This window comes from Micromonospora sp. LOL_015, from assembly GCF_048060275.1.
GTDB lineage: Bacteria > Actinomycetota > Actinomycetes > Mycobacteriales > Micromonosporaceae > Micromonospora_E.
On sequence record NZ_JBHMIO010000067.1, the window covers coordinates 1 to 16,687 of the forward strand.

Consider the following 16,687-nt stretch of genomic DNA (forward strand, 5'->3'; position numbering starts at 1 on the left):
CCACGTAACATCGACGAACCTCGGTGCCAATCGGCTCGAAGCCTATTGGGAAGTCCTCCAGTAGAACGTCGCCGGACCCGGACAACCAAACGTCCTGGTACGACTGATCGCCGAGGGTTGATCTCGGCCGCCGGACGGCCATCTCCGGAGATACCCGGCACGTGATCACGTACACGCTGTTAGCCATGCGGCACGAGCGGGACACCGTGTCCCCAGGTCGAAATCCTCGCAGCCGGAAGGGAAACGATGACCTACACACGACTGCTGTGAAGTGCAGCGACCCTGGCCGTCACCGTCGCACTGACCGCGATCACGATGCCCACCCCTGCGGCGGTAGCCGCACCGGCGGGCGACGTCGAGGCGAGTGCCTGCTGGTATGCCGCCTATCCCCCGAACAAGGAGGGAAGCACCCTTCGCGCCTGGGGCGAGAAGTGGGACTGCGGCGATTCGACAAGGTGGACAATCACCCTGCAGCGCCACCGTACTGCGTCCTGGTGGCAAAATGAGGCTGTCAACTATCACGCCGGAAACAACTGGGTGTCGGTGGCCGCAGGATGCGCTTCAGGGACCTTCACCTACCGGACGATCCTCGAATCGAACGCAGGGCATCACCCCGTGAGCGCCAACAAGGTGATCACCTGCTGACGACAGCGAGACCTGCCACGGTCAGCCGGCGGATGGCGCGCCTGCGCCCTGGCTGACCCCAGATCCAGGGCCGGGCGCGATCAGGTCGACACCAGGGCGGTGCGGCGCGGCAGTCAGGGCAGGGACAGCAGGTCGGCGCTGTCGGCCCACAGGGCGTCCCGGGCGTCGTCACTGCGTGCCAGGCGGGACGGGGCGGTCCAGGTGAGCTGGTTGCGTACGACGCGGGCGTAGTAGTGCCCGGGTGGGGTGGTGACGGCGCCGAGGGTGAGGTCGGTCAGGGCCGCTGCCACCACCTCCCGGCGGTTGAACCGGGGCATCAGGCGGGTCGCCCGGCTGAGTAACCGCCAGGCCAGCCGCATCGTGGGCGAGGTGTCGCGCAGCAAACCGGTTCCGGGCGTCGGTCCGGGGTCGAACGCCAGGACCCGCCACTGCCCGCTGCGGGCCTCGGGCCGGGCGGCCAGGGCCCGTACGGTCAGCACGTTGCACAGCTTTGACGACGTGTACGCGCGACCGCCGGCCGATCGTGGGTCGGTGTCGCGCTCGGGGTCGGTGTCGGGACGGGCGAGCAGGCGCGCGTCGGCGTGTCGGGGCGGCGTCGACAGCAGCGTGTCGTGGTCTGGGTCGTGGGTGCCGCTGGTGGTGACGATGACGGTCGCCTTCGGCGCGAGGTTGGGCATCAGCAGCCGGGTCAGCAGGTAGTGCGCGAGGTGGTTGACCGCGAAGGTGGTTTCGAAGCCGTCGACGGTGCGCCGGTCGCCGGTGCGGAAGGTGAGACCGGCGTTGAGCACGAGCGCGTCGATCGGGGTGCCGTCGAGTCGGTCGGTGACGGCCTGGGCGAAGGCACGGACACTGTCCAGCCGCGCAAGGTCCAGGGACAGGGTGTCGGGGCCGCCCGACGCGGTGTCGGGGCCGCCCGACGCGGCGCGGCGGGTGCCGGACAGGACCCGGGTGCCGGGCTGGGTGACCAGACGCATCCGGGTGTCCGCGCCGAATCCCGAGGTGCCGCCGGTCATCACTATCGTCTTCACAGACAGGACAATATGAGTGACTGACTCATGTTGTCAACCGGAGTCTTCGGCTCATTTTCTTCCGCCGGATAATGCCTCCGTGACCTCCTCCTCGTCTTCGCCGCAGCCCAGACGGATGCGGGCCGACGCCCAGCGCAACCGGGCCCGGATCCTCGCCGCCGCCGAACAGGTCTTCGCGGCGGCCGGTCCGTCCGCCTCGACCGAGGAGCTCGCCGAGCTCGCCGGCGTGGCGATCGGCACCGTCTTCCGTCATTTCCCCACGAAGGCCGCCCTCATCGAGGCGGTGTTCGTGTCCCGGCTACGGGAGATCACCATGTACGCGCGGGAGATGGCCGCCGCCGGCGATGTCGGCGCGGGCTTCTTCGCGTTCTTCACCGAGGCCGTCCGGCAGTCGACGGTCAAGCACGCCTTCACCGACGCCGTCGACTCCGACGACGAAGCGATGGCTGCGGTACGGGCGGCGATCGCTTCAGCCGGCGCGGACCTGCGCGACGCGATGGGGGACCTGCTGACCAGGGCGCAGCAGTCCGGAGCCGTACGCCCGGACCTCGCCACAGCCGAGTTGATCGGGCTGATGGTCGGCACCTCGCGGGCGCTGGAGCAGGTCGGCCCCGGCCAGGAAGGCCAGCAACGGATCCTCGCCGTCCTGCACGACGGACTCACGCCCCGGTCGCGCCCGGCGTCGTCCACATAGTGTCGACGGCATCACTGCGGCGCTGGACGAACCCACAGCCGGACCACCTGCCGGACCTGCTCGGGGCCGCTCGGAGTCGCTCAGAGCTTGCTCAGCACGCCGGTCAGCTGCTCCTCGGCACGGGACGTCTCCGCCCAGCTGCGGCCGACCACCACGTACTCGACCGTGCCTGTCTCCTCGGTGGTGTCGTTGTAGATGACCACGCCCTGCTCCGATCCCCGGGTGAACAGCAGTCCCTGCTCGGTTAGGGCCTTCACGAAGATGTCGGAGCCGGGCGCGGGCACGTCGATCCGCGAGACGAGGACGTGATGGTCGAGGTAGTCCTGGCCGAGCAGCTGCCGTCCGATCATGTCGATGCCGGTGGTGCCGCCGACCCGTCCGTTGAACTCGTTGAACAGCAGCTCGCCGGATCTGGTGACGATCGCGTCGATGTTCATCGGCCCGTAGTAACTCATCAACGTCGGCGCACCGGTGCGCGGCACGGTCGTGTCGGCGGACAGCTCACGGGCCGACTCTTGGTAGACCTCGATGACGTTACGCGCGAGGCTGGCGCCGGCCGGCAGGTCGGGCAGGGCCGTCAGGCCGAACGGTTCAAGCGCCGACGCGACAGTCACGGGGTCGGTCGCGGCCAGGTGGACCACGTAGTGGGCGCAGGCCTCCTTGCCTCCCTCGACCGCGGTCAGCGGTATGTTGCCGTCTCCGCCGGCGTTGACGTCCTGCTTGACGATGACGGCCCCGGTCCGGGCGAGCAGTTCGGACACGCCGTCGACAAGCTCCGGTCCACGGTCGACCACCCGCCCCTCCGCGACCGGGATCCCGCACGCTGTCGCCATCGAGCGGAAGACCGACTTGGAGTTGACCAGCTCCGCGGTTCCTTGCGCGAAGCGCACGGAATCCTCGGCGCCGATGCCGAGCAGACGCTCCCAGGAGGCGATGTCCCGGTCGTGGATGTAGCACTCCAGACGCCATCGGTTCGCGCCGTCGCCGCGTGCCGCCACGAGGCCGCGCAGGGCCTCGGCAAGCTGGGGTCGTTCGCCGGCGTACCAACCGCCGCCGGGGTAGTCACCCGAACATCAACCCGGTAGATCCAGATCGCGGTGCCGAACGTCCACACGAGCGGGAACAGTGCGAACGTCGCTCCCTGGCTCGCGGTCAGCAGCCCCTGCCCGGTCGGCATCGAGTACGCCCCGATCGACACCAACAGGGCGACAGCGAGCGCACCGAGCGCGGCCAACCAGGCCGGTACCCGGAACACGCCGAGCAGCAGGAACAGGGTGACGATCGGCAGTGCGGCGACGAGGGCGCTCATCCTCCCCAGTCGATCATGTCGAGTTTTGGCAGAAATTGCGCAATTGCCCCGGGGTGCCTTCGCTTGACCCTGACGCGCAGGTCAAGGTCTACGGTCTGCCGTCAGCATCCTTGCTGCCGCCAGCATCCTTGCGAAGGAGCACGGGTACCCTCGACGCCCTCGACGCACCGGGAGGTGCGGCTCGCCACCGTCCCGGACGGTTCGGCGGCGGTGAGCCAGACGTGGCGACTGCCTAGATTCGCCGGTCGCGACTGGTCAACGGCCTGCACGGATTGGCAAGATTTCCCGCTGGTGCCTTTGTTTGCGCCGGGCACCGCGCCTTGGCCCCGGTGCGCCGCGTCCGGATTCCGGACGACCCGTACCTTGTCGCTGATCCGTCAGGAGTTGTCAATGTCGCAGGGTGATCCGGTCGACCCGTGGGCGGATGTCGATCCGGCAGTCGTCGTCATCGGCACCCCGACGGGTGAGCGCAGCGGCGATGTCGGCATCGACAGTGCCGCCACGGGCCCCGGTGGGGTGTCGCGTCCCGGCACGGTCGACGACCTGCCGCCGACCCGACCTCGGCGGCCGGCGCTGCTGCTCGGCGCGCTCGGCACGGTCGCCGTGGTGCTGACGATCGCAACGGCCGTGGCCTTCGTGAACCGGCCCGACGAGATCGGGCCGCAGGGGGCGGTGGCGCTGACCGGCGAGCCGGCGGATCCGGGAACGTCCGATCCGGCAGCACCGTCGCCCAGCGCCACGCCGAGCCCGACGGCGTCACCGGCAGGCCGGAATCGGCAGGCCGTCGCCGCGACGGCGTCGCCCGCCGCCCCGGCGCAACCCGCCACCGGCGCGATCCGGACCGGCGCGTTCGTCGGCGCGACCAGGATCGGCAGCCAACTCAACGCGAACACGACCATGTACGCAGGCGAGTACATTCTCTCCCCCGACGGCCGGTTCGGCCTGCTGATGCAGACCGACGGCAACCTCGTCGCCTACGGTCCGTCGCCCTGCGGGGCGCCCCGACCCAACATCTGCCAGGGCCCGTACGACTGGTGGGCCAGCAAAACCGATGGCCAGCCCGGCAGCCGGGTCGTCATGCAGAGTGACGGCAACCTCGTCATCTACCGCCCCGACGGCAGCGTCGCCTGGGCATCGAACACCGAGGATTCCGGCGCGACCAGGGTGATGGTCGCCAACCAGGGCCACTTCCATCTGACCCGCGGGGACGGCTCGACGGTGATGATGCTGGCGGGCCTGTCCGAACAGGACAGCTCCCTGTCGTACGCCGGCACCATGCCGGCCGGCTACCGGCTCACCGCCCTGCGGTACCTGTCCTCGCCGAACGAGGTCTACCACCTGATGCAGCAGCAGGACGGCAACCTGGTCCTGTACGGGCCCGGCAACAGCGTGCTCTGGTCGTCCGGCACACACCAGATCGTGGTCGGCGGCATGAGCGTGTGGGAGACCAGGATGCAGCCCGACGGCAACCTCGTTGTCTACGACAGCTCGGCCGCTAGCGCGGCGGCGGTGTGGGCGTCGGATTCTGTCGGGGCTGGCCCCAGCCCGGAGTTGGTGCTGCGCGACGACGGGAACCTGGTGCTGCGGTCCGGGTCCACCCGGCAGGTCTTCTGGCAGACCGGCACCGGTGGCCAACCGTAGCGAGTGCACGCCTCTGGCCCCTGGTTGCCTGGACACTCGCGTCCGGCGCGTGGTAGGAGTAGGTCCACCAGGTGTGGAAGTTGGCGCACTTGATCTGCGAGTGCAGCCAGACGTCCTCGACCTGAGCGTGCTCGGCGAGCAGAAATCCGGCCAGTTCGGTCAGGCAGATCGGCGGTACGGCGACGTGGGGCATGATGCCGGTCGGCGGGTTCTTCGGCGGCTTCCTGGTCCAGGCGGTCGGGGAACGGACCGCACTGTGGGTGTGCGCCGTCGGGATGCTGGCCAGTTTGCTGCCGAGGCTCGGCCGACCGGTGCTCCGGCTGCCCCGCGACGCCGGCATCGACCAAAGACGACCAAGCCCGGTCGGAGCCGGTCGCTCGGGCGTCTTCCGCTGCGCGTTCCCGGCGCGCGGGTCTGACGCAGTCTCGCACGATCCTTCCCCCGTCCCTTCCCCCCGTCACCGGTCGTCGTCTTGCCGGTCGCGCCTACTCCGACTGAGGTCCGCACGGTGCATCGATCCACTCCGCAACAGGAGCTAGCAGCGACGGCTTGGGCTTCAACGCGCGGGCGTCACACCTGATGGGACGACATGGATCGGTCTCGTAGCGCGCGACCGTGCACCTAGATCATCGACATGCATTGACAGTCTCCCTGGCGTGCCCAGATAATGATGAATCTCAGTAAAACGATACACTGGACTTGGGGTAACGATGCGACTACTCTGCGCCATGATCCGCGGACCTCCACCACGCCGCCACCACTCGCTCCGGACCGGATCCACGTCGTCGATCACCCCGGTCAGACCCCGGGCGGCTCCGGCCGACCCCGGGAGCGAGCAGGGTCCGATCGATCTCCGCGTCCCGGGCGAACAAGCCCGATCGATCTCGACGTCCCGGCCGATCGAGGCAGACAGCCAACTGGTTCTCGACGCACCGACCTCGCCGCAACAACCGTCCCGATCTGCGATCCGGAAGGAAACCCGCACCATGGGAACAATCAGAAGACGGACCACGTCGCTCGCTCGGATAGCAGCAGCAGGCCTCATCGCCGCAGTTGCCTCCGGCACGCTGGCCAGCACCGCGAGTGCCGACACCGTGGCCGTCGCCAATACCGGCTTCGAAAGTGGCTACTTCGACGGCTGGCGTATTATCAACTCCCGCAAGGTGGCTCTTTCTGATATCGGCAATACCGGCCACCATTCGGCCAAGATCCAAGGTACGGGCGGCGAAGTCCGGCAAGACGTCACTGTGACGCCCGGCACCGACTACACCTTGACCGCGTACGTCCGGGGCAAGGGCGTCATCGGCGCCAGGGTGGGCGGCGACACCTACACCTCTTCCGGCGGTGGCCGTGGCTTCGAGCCGGTCAGCGTCGACTTCAACACCGGCAGCGCCAGCACCGTCGAAGTCTTCGCTGCCTACGGCGGCAAGACCGGCCGATTCGACGATTTCACCCTGTCCACCGGACTGGCACCGGGCACCGGCTTCGACCCGGACGTCTGGGACAGTTCGGAGGCGGGCGACTACATCAAGTCAAGCGACCCGTACGTATTGAGCTTCGACGGCTTGGAGCAGTTCACCGTCACCGGCAAGGGCGGCGGTCCGCGCGACGAACTGAAGACACCGGTGAACGCCAGGAAGGCTTCGGACGAGATCTACGAATCCTTCTCAGCCGACATCAGGTTCGATCTCGACGACGGGGTTAAGCTCATCGCCCACCAGATCCACGCCGGCACCGGTGCCGGCTTCTCCACCCAGGTCAAGCTCTACGTACAGGATTCCAGCCCGCTCGGAATCTTCAAGGGCGAGGGCGAACAGGACTTCTCCATCGACGACTACCCGCTGCTCGAGGGCGTACCCAGCAACGGCGTCTTCGACGTGTACGTTCGTGTCCAGATTCCGGGCTTCGTGAGCGGTGACGGTGAAATCAACGAGGAGATCTTCGACCTCGGCACCATCCGGAGCGGAAAGACCATGAGGTACGAGTTCATCAACGACTACGGTGTGGTCACGGTCAACTCGACCATCGGCCGTACGTCGACCAGCTTCACATACGACATGCAGGATTCCCAGGCGTCCTACATGAAGTTCGGAAGTTACGTCCAGGCCCAGGACGCCGAGAGCGGCTGCAACGTCACCAACGATCTCGACTGCGAGTACCCCGGGTGGGTACCGTACGGCGAAGCCAGCAGCCCGGAAGAGGCGGAGGTGCTCTGGCGGCAGTACTTCGCCGACTCCGACATCAGCACGGCCAGGGTCACCTTCAGCAACGTCGTACACACGGGAGGACCGCTCCAGTAGCCGCCTCGACGAGACATAGGTAACGACGCCAACATCCGCCGCGGCGGCTGATCGGCACGCGCCGATCGTCCACGACAGGCGAGCTCGCGTGGTACTGGTCGTGGAAGTGGGAGCCCGACTCACGTCCCCACGACCAGTACCACAACCAGAACCAGAACCGATACAGCGCGATTGCCGGATGGGCACACCACAGGCACGCTCTGACCTTCTGATGCCGTCAGCTCCCTCGGCACGACCGACACCGGTCGCGTCGATGGTCGAGCGACGCGAGAATTCCGCCTGCCGGCTGACGCTTGCGCGGCATCGCCACATGAGGGACACCCCGACAGTTGGCGCATCGCCTGGCAGTTGCGAGCACTGCACAAATTTTCCTATTGACGTGTGTGACTACATCTCCTACTCTCACCTGGCACCGATGCCCAACAGTTCACAACTGTGAACGAATACCTTTCTTGATGTGACGAATCGGCGCGCGACGAATCGTCCATCAAGGATGAAACGGCATCGACACCCATCACCAACCACCCTGAAAGGCGACAACCAACGATGAAAAAGCTCCGCAGACAGCGACTCGTGACCGCGCTGCTGGCGACCACAGCCACTCTCGCGGCCTCGCTCCTCACCCCAGCGAGCGTCGCCACCGCCGCCGCCCCGTGCGACTACCCGGCCCAACAGCTCAACCTGACGAACTGGAAAGTCACGTTGCCGACCGGGTCATCCGGATCGCCGACCGAGATCAAGCAACCCCAACTCGCAACCTATTCGAGCAATCCGTGGTTCAAGGTCAACTCCGCCTGCACCGGGGTGCAGTTCCGATCCCCGGTCAACGGTGTGACCACGCCCAACTCGAGTTACGCACGCTCCGAGCTCCGCGAGATGGCCAGCAACGGCACTAAGAACGCCTCCTGGTCGGCTACCTCGGGCACTCACACCCTGACCTTCCGGCTGGCATTCAACAAGCTCCCGAAGGACAAGTCACATGTCGTCGGAGCCCAGATCCACGACGGCGACGACGACGTCACCGTCTTCCGTTTGGAAGGTAGCAACCTGTACATCACCAAGGGAAACACCACTCACCACAAGCTGATCACCAGCAACTACAAGCTGCACACGGTCTTCGAGGGCAAGTTCGTCGTCAGTGGCGGCAAGATCAAGGTGTACTACAACGGCACCCTGCAGACGACCATCTCGCACACCGCGTCCGGCAATTACTTCAAGGCCGGCGCCTACACCCAGGCAAACTGCGGTAACTCCTCCCCGTGCAGCAGCTCGAACTACGGTCAGGTAAGCATGTACAAGTTGCTCGTCAATCACTCCTGACAACAGGTGATCTGTCGGGAGCCCCGGAAGCGGGGCTCCCGACACCACGAAGCCACACCGGACAGTTGCAGCACCACCCACCCCGCTGATGGCGAACTGCCTGGTATTCACCGGTACAACGGCCGTCATCAGACCACCTCCCAGCCACGGCCCCGGCGTTGTTCCGGATTGGGTGGTTCTGTCCGTGTTGAGAAACGGACGAGAGGCGAGTTGCAGGACGAGCGCGACTCCTGATGATCTTCCGGGTGTCTAAGTCCTGAAGGTCATCGCTGGAGTCGCGCTCGTGACGTCATCTTCCCTGATAGACCCTGTTGTTGACCACCTCGCCGACATGGCGTTGTGGGAGGCCGAACTCGCCGCGGACGTGGCGGCGGCCGATCCGCTGCAGGTGGTGTCCCCGCTGGTGACCCGGCTGGCACAGGTGCCGGACCCACGCCGGCTGCGCGGGCTACACCATCCGCTGCTGGTGATCCTGGTCCTGACCGCATGCGCCACCCTCGTGGCCGGCAACGACAGTCTGGCCGCGATCCGGCAGTGGGCGGCCCGGACCCCGCAGGACGTCCCGCACCGCCTCGGCGCCCGCCGCAACCCGCTGACCGGCCGCTACCTGGTGCCCAGCGAACGCACCTTCCGGCGGGTCCTGGCCGCCGTCGACGGCGATGCCCTCGACACGGCGACCTGTGGCTATGCGGCCGACATCGTCCGTGGCAACGCCCCCGTCCCGCAGATCCCCGCCGCCGCGGACGAGCCCGCCGAACGAGAGCAACGCCGCGCCGTGACGCGGGCGGTGACCCATCCGGCGCCGGCCGGGCTGTTGCCCGCGGTCGCAGTCGACGGGAAACTGCTGCACGGCACCCGCACCACGTCCGGTCAGGTGTTCCTGGTCGCCGCGGTCACCCACGACACCGGTGCGGTTCTGGGGCAGCGGCAGGTCGCCGACAAACGCGGCGAGACCACCGTGACCGAAGACCTGCTCGCCCCGCTGGATGTGGCCGGCTTGCTGCTCACCCTGGACGCACTGCACACCACGAAGAAGACCGCCCGGCTGATCACCGGGCCCCTGCACGCCCACTACCTGCTGATCCTCAAACGCAATCAGCCCCTCGCCCTGCAAGCCGCCCAAGCCCTGCTGTCCGGCAACGACATCGAGTTCGCCGACCAGACCGACATCGACTCCGATCGCGGGCACGGACGCACCGAACGCCGCACGATCCGCGTCGCACCTTGCGACGACAGCCTGTTCCCGGGCGCCCGACAGGTGTTCCGGCTACGCCGCGACACCGGCGGACTCGACGGCGTACGCACCAGCAAACAGATCATCTACGGCATCGTCGGCCTCGACGCCGAACAAGCCCGCCCGCAGCACCTCAACGCTTACGCGAGAGGGCACCGGGCGGTGGAGAATCGTCTGCACTGGACCCGATACGTCACCTTCAACGAAGACAAATCCCAGCTCAGGACCAGCACGGCTCCCCGCAACCTGGCCGCCATGCGCAACCTGACCCTCAACACCTTCCGCCTTGCCGGACGAGCCAACATCGCCCACGCCCGCCGCGATCTCCACGACCGCACAGACGCCTTCGCCGTCTACGGCATCTAACAAACCATGATCAAGCCGGACATAGAAGAACAACGCCGGGGCCGTGCACCTCGCGCCCGACATCAACCGCCTGCCGTTCGTGGATCGCGCGTTTCTGACCGACGACCCGTACCTCGCCGCTGACGGACGGCTGGAGGCGAACATGGTCGGGGCTCGGGGCTGTCCCTACGACTGCTCGTTCTGCGGAGCGGCCGTGTCAGCCAACCCTGACATCACCATCCGCACCCGTACGCCGGAGAACATCATCGGGGAAATGGTGGACCTGCAGACACACTGCGGGGTGACCGCCTTTCGCTTCGTCGACGATCTGTTCCTGGGGTACGAGCGCTTCATCCGACCCTGCATGGCCACGTTCACGGCAGCACGCATTGGCGACCGCTTCGTCTGGGATGCGACCGGCCGCATCAACATCCTGCACCGCACGAGCGACGACATGCTGCAGACGTTGAAGCTCAACGGCTGCCGGGAGGTCGCACTCGGCATCGAGTCCGGCAGCGAGCGAGTTTGGTGCTCGCCTGCCTCGTCACCGCCGACCGGTATCACCACCTGGAGCACACCATCCTGCCTGCCTTCCGGACAGGCACCATGGTCGTCTGTGACCGGTACGTGCCGACCTCTCTCGTGCTGCAGCGGCTCGACGGCGTCGATCCAGAGTTCTTGACCCAGCTCAACCAGTACGCGGCCAAGCCCGACCTGACGGTCGTGTTGACCGGAGAGCCGGAGCGTTCAGCCCAACGCGCGTCAGACCGTGGCGTCTACAGCCGGTTCCACCGTGGCGGGGCAGCGACTCGGGCAGTCGAAGACCGGCTCTACCGAGACCTTGTACGCCAGCTTCGCGAGACCGATTCGGACGTGCTGCACCACGAGGTCACGGACGAACCGGCCGAGGCCGTGGCAGCCGTCGTGCTCGGTGCCGTGCTGCAACGGTGGGAACAGCGATCAGGCTGAGGCGAGGGCCGCGCGGACGAGGGAGTCGTACGTTTCATCGGTACGGGACGCCGCGATCCCGAGCGAAGCAACGAACGCCGCCAACTCGACCTGCACCGCCTCACCCGGCACGCCGTCGGCCACCATGCGCTCCAGCTCCAGGAACGTGCCCAGTCCCGCGACCTCGTCCACGCACAGTTCACCGTCGGGTAGGTGGGCAGTACGGCGTACCTTGGCGATCCGCACCGTGGCGCGGAAACCCATCGCCAGGATGGCGTTGTGCATCTGCTGGCGGTCGGTGACCTCCGCCTCGTACTCGTCACACGACAGGGCGTTCTCTGCGGGGCGCTTCAGGGTGAAGGTGTGCCGCCCATCCACGGTCCGCAACCGCACGAACGGGACGCCGAGCTTGCTGTCGCCGTACGACCAGTCCTCAGGCGCGTACGCCTGATCGTCCTGCACGACCGGCGCACCCAGCTCGATACCGCGCGCCTTCAGCGCGGCGAGCAGCGCTTCGGTGTCCTGGACGCGGTATTTGACCTCGACCTCGCGCACAGTGCCTCCGTCGTTCCCGCCATGCTGACGGCGCAGCTTTGCACGATCAGCACGACGGAGCAAAGCAACGCGCCAGCGCGGGTCCGGCAACGGACGACGCTGGCCGCGGCGATAAGGAAGGTTGTTCATGCGCGAGTCAGAGCACTGTCAGGTCGTCACGGCTACCGACTCCCGTGCGGTGGCGGAGACACTGGCCGATACTGCGGTCGCAGCGCGGCTGGCTGCCTCCGCGCAGGTCGCCGGCCCGATCAGGAGCACCTACAGGTGGCAGGGCGATGTGGTGGCCGCCGAGGAGTGGCGGGTGACGCTCAGGACCACGGTCACCCGGTACGCGGAGCTGGAGGAACACATCCGTGCCCGCCACAACTACGAGGTGCCCGGCATCGTGTGCATGCCGATCGTCGCCGGGTACGCGCCGTACCTCAAGTGGATGGCTGCCGAGACGCAGGAGCGTTGACCGCTCACGCCACGTATGTCAGGTGCCGGTCGTCCAGCTCGGCAGCGCCGGGGCATCGGACTTGTTCCGGGTCAGGTGATCCAAGCCGTCCCAGTTCAGCCGACGCGAAGTGCGGCGGCCATGGGTGGTTGGTCGACCGGGTCGCCGGAGCGGCGCATCGCCCACAGCGGCGGCCCGCCCGCCGGCAGGTGCGCCACCCGTACGACCCGGTAGCCGTGGCGTTCGTAGAACGCCTTGGACCGAGCGCTGCTCGCCTCCACCACCGCCGGCATCCCGATCCGATCCAACCGGACATGATGCGCGGCCAGCAGCGCCGACCCGATGCCCTGACGTCTCAACCAGGGTGCCGCCGCCAGGAACGCCAGGTGGTGGTGCCGGCCGGTCGGCTCCAGCCGGCCGGCGGTGAAGGTGTAGTGCGCGTACGGGCCGTGCCGGTCACCGCAGGCCCGCAACCGCCGCCGCTGATGCTCCGCCCCCAGCAGCCGGTCCGCGGGGTGCGGATACCAGATCGCCACCCCGTCGCAGTGCCCGACCACGTCGACGATCCCGTGCCGCACACCGAACTCCAACTCGGCGGTGAAGAACCGGTGCATCGTCAAATAGCGCAACGCGTGATCGTTGATTAGCCAGGACACCACCGGATCCACCACGCACGCCTGCGCCAACAACTCCCCCAACGGCTCGACGTCGGCGGCCGTCGCGGTCCGTACGGTCAGCATGGCCGCCACGTCCACACCAGGAACCGGTCGAACAACTCGGCCGCCGTCACGTCGGGCAGGTCGAACGCCGCCTCGGTCATCCGCTCCACCGCGTACGTCGCCAACGCGACCGGCCCGAACACGGCCGCCAACTCGACCCGCGCCACCAGACACGGCCACAACTCTGCGCAGCCGGCACACGACCACGACGGCCGCACCGCCACATGACCACCACCGCCGCCGCTGTCGGCCGCCGGCTCCGCACCGGTCACATCGCGGTACGCAGCACACCCGACCGGATCCACCCGAGGTTGCCCGTCATGGCGGACGACCAGCACCCCACCACCAGCGGCGGCCAGCTCCCGCAACCGCTCCCTCACCGCGACCACCGCCCCCGGTTCACCCGAGCTGCGTCCACCGCAGCCCGACCCACAGCACCGGTCCGACCAGCACCGGGCGCGCCGGCCGGCCCGGTCGGGCTGAACCGCATCGAATGCCGAGGCGCACACTCCGGACACCGCAACGTCGCCCCACACACCGGACACCAGCGGCGGCGTGCAACGTTGAGTAGGAACCCCGCGACGAAGCCGACGATGATCCCCGCCAGTAAGCAGAGGAGAAGCTGAGGCACTGGACGCCCTTCCGTCAGATGTGAAGATGGTGCGCCTTCGCCCTCATGTCATGATCAGCTATTGGTAGGGCGCCTTGACGCCCACTCAGCAAAGCGCCGCTACGGACCGACGTTCCACCCGTCAGCTGTTGTCTTGGTGTTGTCTCCACACCCGACCGAACATGAAACGTCCTTTTAGTGCGGCTCGATCGTCACGATCTCCGGTAGGTTGATCCGAGACGAGAGGGGAACCGTGAGAAGCGATCCTTCCCAGAACCAGTCTCGAATCTTGGTGCACCCGCTGGCCTACGTTCGGCATGATCGAAATTGGAGTCAGCAGGATCTGGTCGACAAGATCGCCCGGCGGCTCAACACCGCTGCCCGACGCGAGAAAGCGTGGCGCTGGGAGCGTTGGGGCGTCGTGCCCGACCTGGCGACACAGTGCGCGCTCGCCGACGAACTTGGCGTACCGCGACAGGCGGTCCGCGAGCTGAGTTGGCCGCACTGGCTACCGGTCGGTCAGCGGATCAACACCGACACCCCTTGGACGATCGACGGCGGATTGGCGCTGTTGAGAGAGACGGCGGGAGCAGCAGTGATGGATCGGCGCGGGTTCATGATCCTCGGTGTCGGCGCAGCAGCGACACTCGCACAGCAGTGGCTCACGCTCGACCCGCCACCGTTGCGGTCGGCACTGGACGGCGGTCCGCTCGACGCCTCACTCGTCGACTGCTTCGAGCAGCGCCTCCCTACGCTCCGACAGATCGACGCGCTCCTCGGCGGTGGCAGCGTCCGTGACGTCGTGGACGCGGAGCTGCAACTCGTCACCGACCTGCTGAACAACAGCTCCTACGCCGACAGCATCGGCCGACGGATGTTCGCGGTCGCCACCGAACTCGGCAGGATCGCAGGCTGGGCCAGCTTCGACGCCGGCCACCAGGCCGCAGCCGAGCGCTACTGGGTCGCCGCGCTCCACACCGCGCACCTCGCCGACGACCGAACCGCTGGCGCGAACATTCTGAAGTGCATGAGTCTGCAGCGAGTCGACAGCGACCGGGCAGACGAAGCACTCGCACTGGCAACCGCCGCCGTCGACGGAGCCGGGGACGCTCCCGCGCGGGTCCTGGCGATGTTCGCCACGCGCCGGGCCCGCGCCCACGCCGCCCTCAACGACGCCAGTGCAGCGGAGCGCTGCCTCACCAGCGCCGAAACGCACATGGCCCGAGCAGACGACGAGCCCAGCCCAGCCTGGGCCGGTTACTTCGACCAGGCCGAGTATTGCGCACAGGTGGCGGCCTGCTACCTCATGCTCGAACGCCACCAGAACGCCGACCGCTGGCTCGCCCAAGCCTTGGACCTGCAACCCACGACCCGCAGCCGCGACCGCGCCACCTACCTGATCTGGCGAGCAGACGTCACCGCCAGCCTCGGCGACGTCGAACAAGCCTGCGCCTACGTACACCGCGCAGCACCCGAGGTCGTGAAGACCCGCTCGCTACGGAACCACCACCGGCTGATGGGCATCCACAGCCGCCTCGCCAAGTACGACACCCCCGCCACCCGCGAGTTGGACGAACGCGTACGGAGTCTGGTCGCATAGCACCATGACATCGGACGTCCAGCGGGTAGCCGTCGTCACCGGAGCCAACCGAGGGCTCGGCCGAGCAATCGCCCAGCAACTCGCACAGGCCGGCCTCCACGTCGTGGTCACCGCCAGAAGCGACGAAGCCGCAGAACGGACCGCCGCCGAGCTGACCGGCCTCGGCCTGTCCGCCTCCGGCCACCAGCTCGACATCACCGACCCGGCCAGCGTCGCCCGCGCCATGGCCGACGTCGGCTACCAGTACGGCAGACTCGACGTCCTGGTCAACAACGCTGCCATCGCCATCGACCGGGGCCAGGCAGCCAGCGCAGCCGACATGGAGAAGGTCGCCGCGACTCTCGACGCCAACCTGATGGGCACTTGGCGCTGCTGCACCGCAGCCATCCCCGAGATGAAGCGAAACGGGTACGGCCGGATCGTCAACGTCACCAGCCACATGGGTACGTCCGCCGAAATGGGCACCGGCAGCGTCTCCTACCGAGTCTCCAAAGCAGGCGTCAACGCGCTCACCCAGATCCTCGCGGCCGAACTACACGAGCACAACATCCTCGTGAACGCCGCTTCTCCGGGAAAGGTCGACACCCGCCTTGCCTACGGCAAAGCCACCTACACCCCCGACGAAGCAGCCGACACCTTCACCTGGCTCGCGAGGCTCCCCGACGACGGACCCACCGGCCAGCTCTTCCACAACTGCGGCCCACTCCCCTGGTAATCATCTCCGACGACTGGAGTCGTTCCGACTATTCGACAGTCATTCGCGACCACCAAGCTTGCGCAACAAAGTCAATATATAGACACAAAGAATTTTCTCTGAACCCTTTGCCAACTTACTAAGACTCCCCCCGAAAATCGCCCCGTAGAGCGACAGCGTGGCAGAAATTGCAGCCGAGAGGTAAAGGAGTACAACCCCAATACCCGACGGACGCAATACCCCGTTTTCTCGCTTAACAGCCCACGCCTTGCACATTTCTTAGCCAATACCTTCAAGACGCCTTGAGGAATTGATATTCCATACTCAACGCGAATTGCACCATGCAAGTCAGGCAAGGATACAACCCGGGAACCAAGATGCAGAGCGCGATCGGCCAGGAACGGGACAAAATTGTCCAGAATATCTCGACCGGCTTGATCGTAGTTGACCTTGAGTATTGCCATACTTGCCAAAGCGTTCGCCAATTTAGATCCTCCAGATATGGAATCCGGGAAGATAACTTACAAAATATGGAAGTTCATGATTCGGGGTCTTCGCATTTAGTCGGGGTGGTGTTGTGGTCCGGTTACCCAGAGTCGATTGCGGTTG

At 66.8% G+C, this 16,687-nt stretch carries 17 protein-coding genes and 1 pseudogene; 12 read left to right on the plus strand and 6 right to left on the minus strand.

From position 1 onward, the window contains the following. Positions 1-315: 315 nt before the first annotated feature. Positions 316-645 (plus strand): hypothetical protein, encoded by a 330-nt coding sequence (locus ACFHWU_RS26960; RefSeq protein WP_416591998.1) that lies wholly within the window; start codon positions 316-318, stop codon positions 643-645. A 113-nt stretch (positions 646-758) separates the two neighbouring features. On the opposite strand, the gene ACFHWU_RS26965 is transcribed toward ACFHWU_RS26960, so the two are convergent. Then, entirely contained in the window at positions 759-1,673 is a 915-nt protein-coding gene (locus ACFHWU_RS26965) for an SDR family NAD(P)-dependent oxidoreductase (RefSeq protein WP_416591999.1), read from the minus strand. Between the two features lie 79 nt (positions 1,674-1,752). On the opposite strand from ACFHWU_RS26965, the gene ACFHWU_RS26970 reads away from it, so the two are divergent. Further along, positions 1,753-2,367 (plus strand): TetR/AcrR family transcriptional regulator, encoded by a 615-nt coding sequence (locus ACFHWU_RS26970; RefSeq protein ID WP_416592000.1) that lies wholly within the window; start codon positions 1,753-1,755, stop codon positions 2,365-2,367. A gap of 80 nt (positions 2,368-2,447) precedes the next feature. On the opposite strand, the gene ACFHWU_RS26975 is transcribed toward ACFHWU_RS26970, so the two are convergent. Together ACFHWU_RS26975 and ACFHWU_RS26980 are read right to left on the minus strand one after the other, a co-directional pair. Further along, positions 2,448-3,365, minus strand: a complete 918-nt coding sequence (locus ACFHWU_RS26975; RefSeq protein WP_416592001.1) for a peptide ligase PGM1-related protein — start codon at positions 3,363-3,365, stop codon at positions 2,448-2,450. A gap of 83 nt (positions 3,366-3,448) precedes the next feature. After that, positions 3,449-3,676: pseudogene (locus ACFHWU_RS26980) on the minus strand (L-lactate permease); the annotation flags it as partial. Between the two features lie 390 nt (positions 3,677-4,066). On the opposite strand from ACFHWU_RS26980, the gene ACFHWU_RS26985 reads away from it, so the two are divergent. The 6 genes from ACFHWU_RS26985 (at position 4,067) to ACFHWU_RS27010 (ending at position 11,485) form a co-directional block, all read left to right on the plus strand. Further along, complete coding sequence (locus ACFHWU_RS26985) at positions 4,067-5,317, plus strand: hypothetical protein (RefSeq protein WP_416592002.1); 1,251 nt, start codon at positions 4,067-4,069, stop codon at positions 5,315-5,317. Positions 5,318-6,303: 986 nt separating this feature from the next. Continuing rightward, a complete protein-coding gene (locus ACFHWU_RS26990) occupies positions 6,304-7,617 on the plus strand; it encodes a polysaccharide lyase family 7 protein (protein WP_416592003.1) in 1,314 nt (437 codons plus the stop codon). A gap of 573 nt (positions 7,618-8,190) precedes the next feature. After that, positions 8,191-8,937, plus strand: a complete 747-nt coding sequence (locus ACFHWU_RS26995) for a polysaccharide lyase family 7 protein (RefSeq protein ID WP_416567613.1) — start codon at positions 8,191-8,193, stop codon at positions 8,935-8,937. A gap of 283 nt (positions 8,938-9,220) precedes the next feature. Continuing rightward, a complete protein-coding gene (locus ACFHWU_RS27000; protein ID WP_416592004.1) occupies positions 9,221-10,537 on the plus strand; it encodes an ISAs1 family transposase in 1,317 nt (438 codons plus the stop codon). A 43-nt stretch (positions 10,538-10,580) separates the two neighbouring features. Then, positions 10,581-11,198, plus strand: a complete 618-nt coding sequence (locus ACFHWU_RS27005; protein WP_416592005.1) for a radical SAM protein — start codon at positions 10,581-10,583, stop codon at positions 11,196-11,198. Next, positions 11,084-11,485 carry a dTMP kinase gene (locus tag ACFHWU_RS27010; RefSeq protein ID WP_416592011.1) on the plus strand — a complete coding sequence of 134 codons (402 nt, stop codon included), beginning with the start codon at positions 11,084-11,086 and terminating at the stop codon, positions 11,483-11,485. The genes ACFHWU_RS27005 and ACFHWU_RS27010 overlap by 115 nt, the downstream gene beginning before the upstream one ends. On the opposite strand, the gene cyaB is transcribed toward ACFHWU_RS27010, so the two are convergent. Continuing rightward, positions 11,477-12,019 carry a class IV adenylate cyclase gene (cyaB, locus tag ACFHWU_RS27015; RefSeq protein WP_416592006.1) on the minus strand — a complete coding sequence of 181 codons (543 nt, stop codon included), beginning with the start codon at positions 12,017-12,019 and terminating at the stop codon, positions 11,477-11,479. The two genes, ACFHWU_RS27010 and cyaB, sit on opposite strands and share 9 nt — an antisense overlap. Positions 12,020-12,146: 127 nt before the next feature. Here cyaB and cutA point away from each other — a divergent pair, with 127 nt between their 5' ends. Then, a complete protein-coding gene (gene cutA / locus ACFHWU_RS27020; protein ID WP_416592007.1) occupies positions 12,147-12,476 on the plus strand; it encodes a divalent-cation tolerance protein CutA in 330 nt (109 codons plus the stop codon). A gap of 95 nt (positions 12,477-12,571) precedes the next feature. Here the strand turns inward: cutA and ACFHWU_RS27025 are convergent, their stop codons facing one another. Both ACFHWU_RS27025 and ACFHWU_RS27030 read right to left on the minus strand, forming a co-directional pair. Further along, complete coding sequence (locus ACFHWU_RS27025) at positions 12,572-13,195, minus strand: GNAT family N-acetyltransferase (protein ID WP_416592012.1); 624 nt, start codon at positions 13,193-13,195, stop codon at positions 12,572-12,574. Continuing rightward, positions 13,189-13,554 (minus strand): hypothetical protein, encoded by a 366-nt coding sequence (locus ACFHWU_RS27030; RefSeq protein WP_416592008.1) that lies wholly within the window; start codon positions 13,552-13,554, stop codon positions 13,189-13,191. Before ACFHWU_RS27030 ends, ACFHWU_RS27025 begins: the two co-directional genes overlap by 7 nt. 522 nt (positions 13,555-14,076) lie before the next feature. Between ACFHWU_RS27030 and ACFHWU_RS27035 the strand changes: the two genes are divergently transcribed. From ACFHWU_RS27035 to ACFHWU_RS27045, 3 genes are all read left to right on the plus strand, one after another. Further along, positions 14,077-15,384 (plus strand): transcriptional regulator, encoded by a 1,308-nt coding sequence (locus ACFHWU_RS27035; protein ID WP_416592013.1) that lies wholly within the window; start codon positions 14,077-14,079, stop codon positions 15,382-15,384. 4 nt (positions 15,385-15,388) lie between these two features. Next, positions 15,389-16,099: an SDR family NAD(P)-dependent oxidoreductase gene (locus tag ACFHWU_RS27040; RefSeq protein WP_416592009.1), complete on the plus strand. Its 711-nt coding sequence runs from the start codon at positions 15,389-15,391 to the stop codon at positions 16,097-16,099. A gap of 356 nt (positions 16,100-16,455) precedes the next feature. Continuing rightward, the coding region (locus ACFHWU_RS27045) for a hypothetical protein (RefSeq protein ID WP_416592010.1) at positions 16,456-16,687 on the plus strand (232 nt) is incomplete at its 3' end.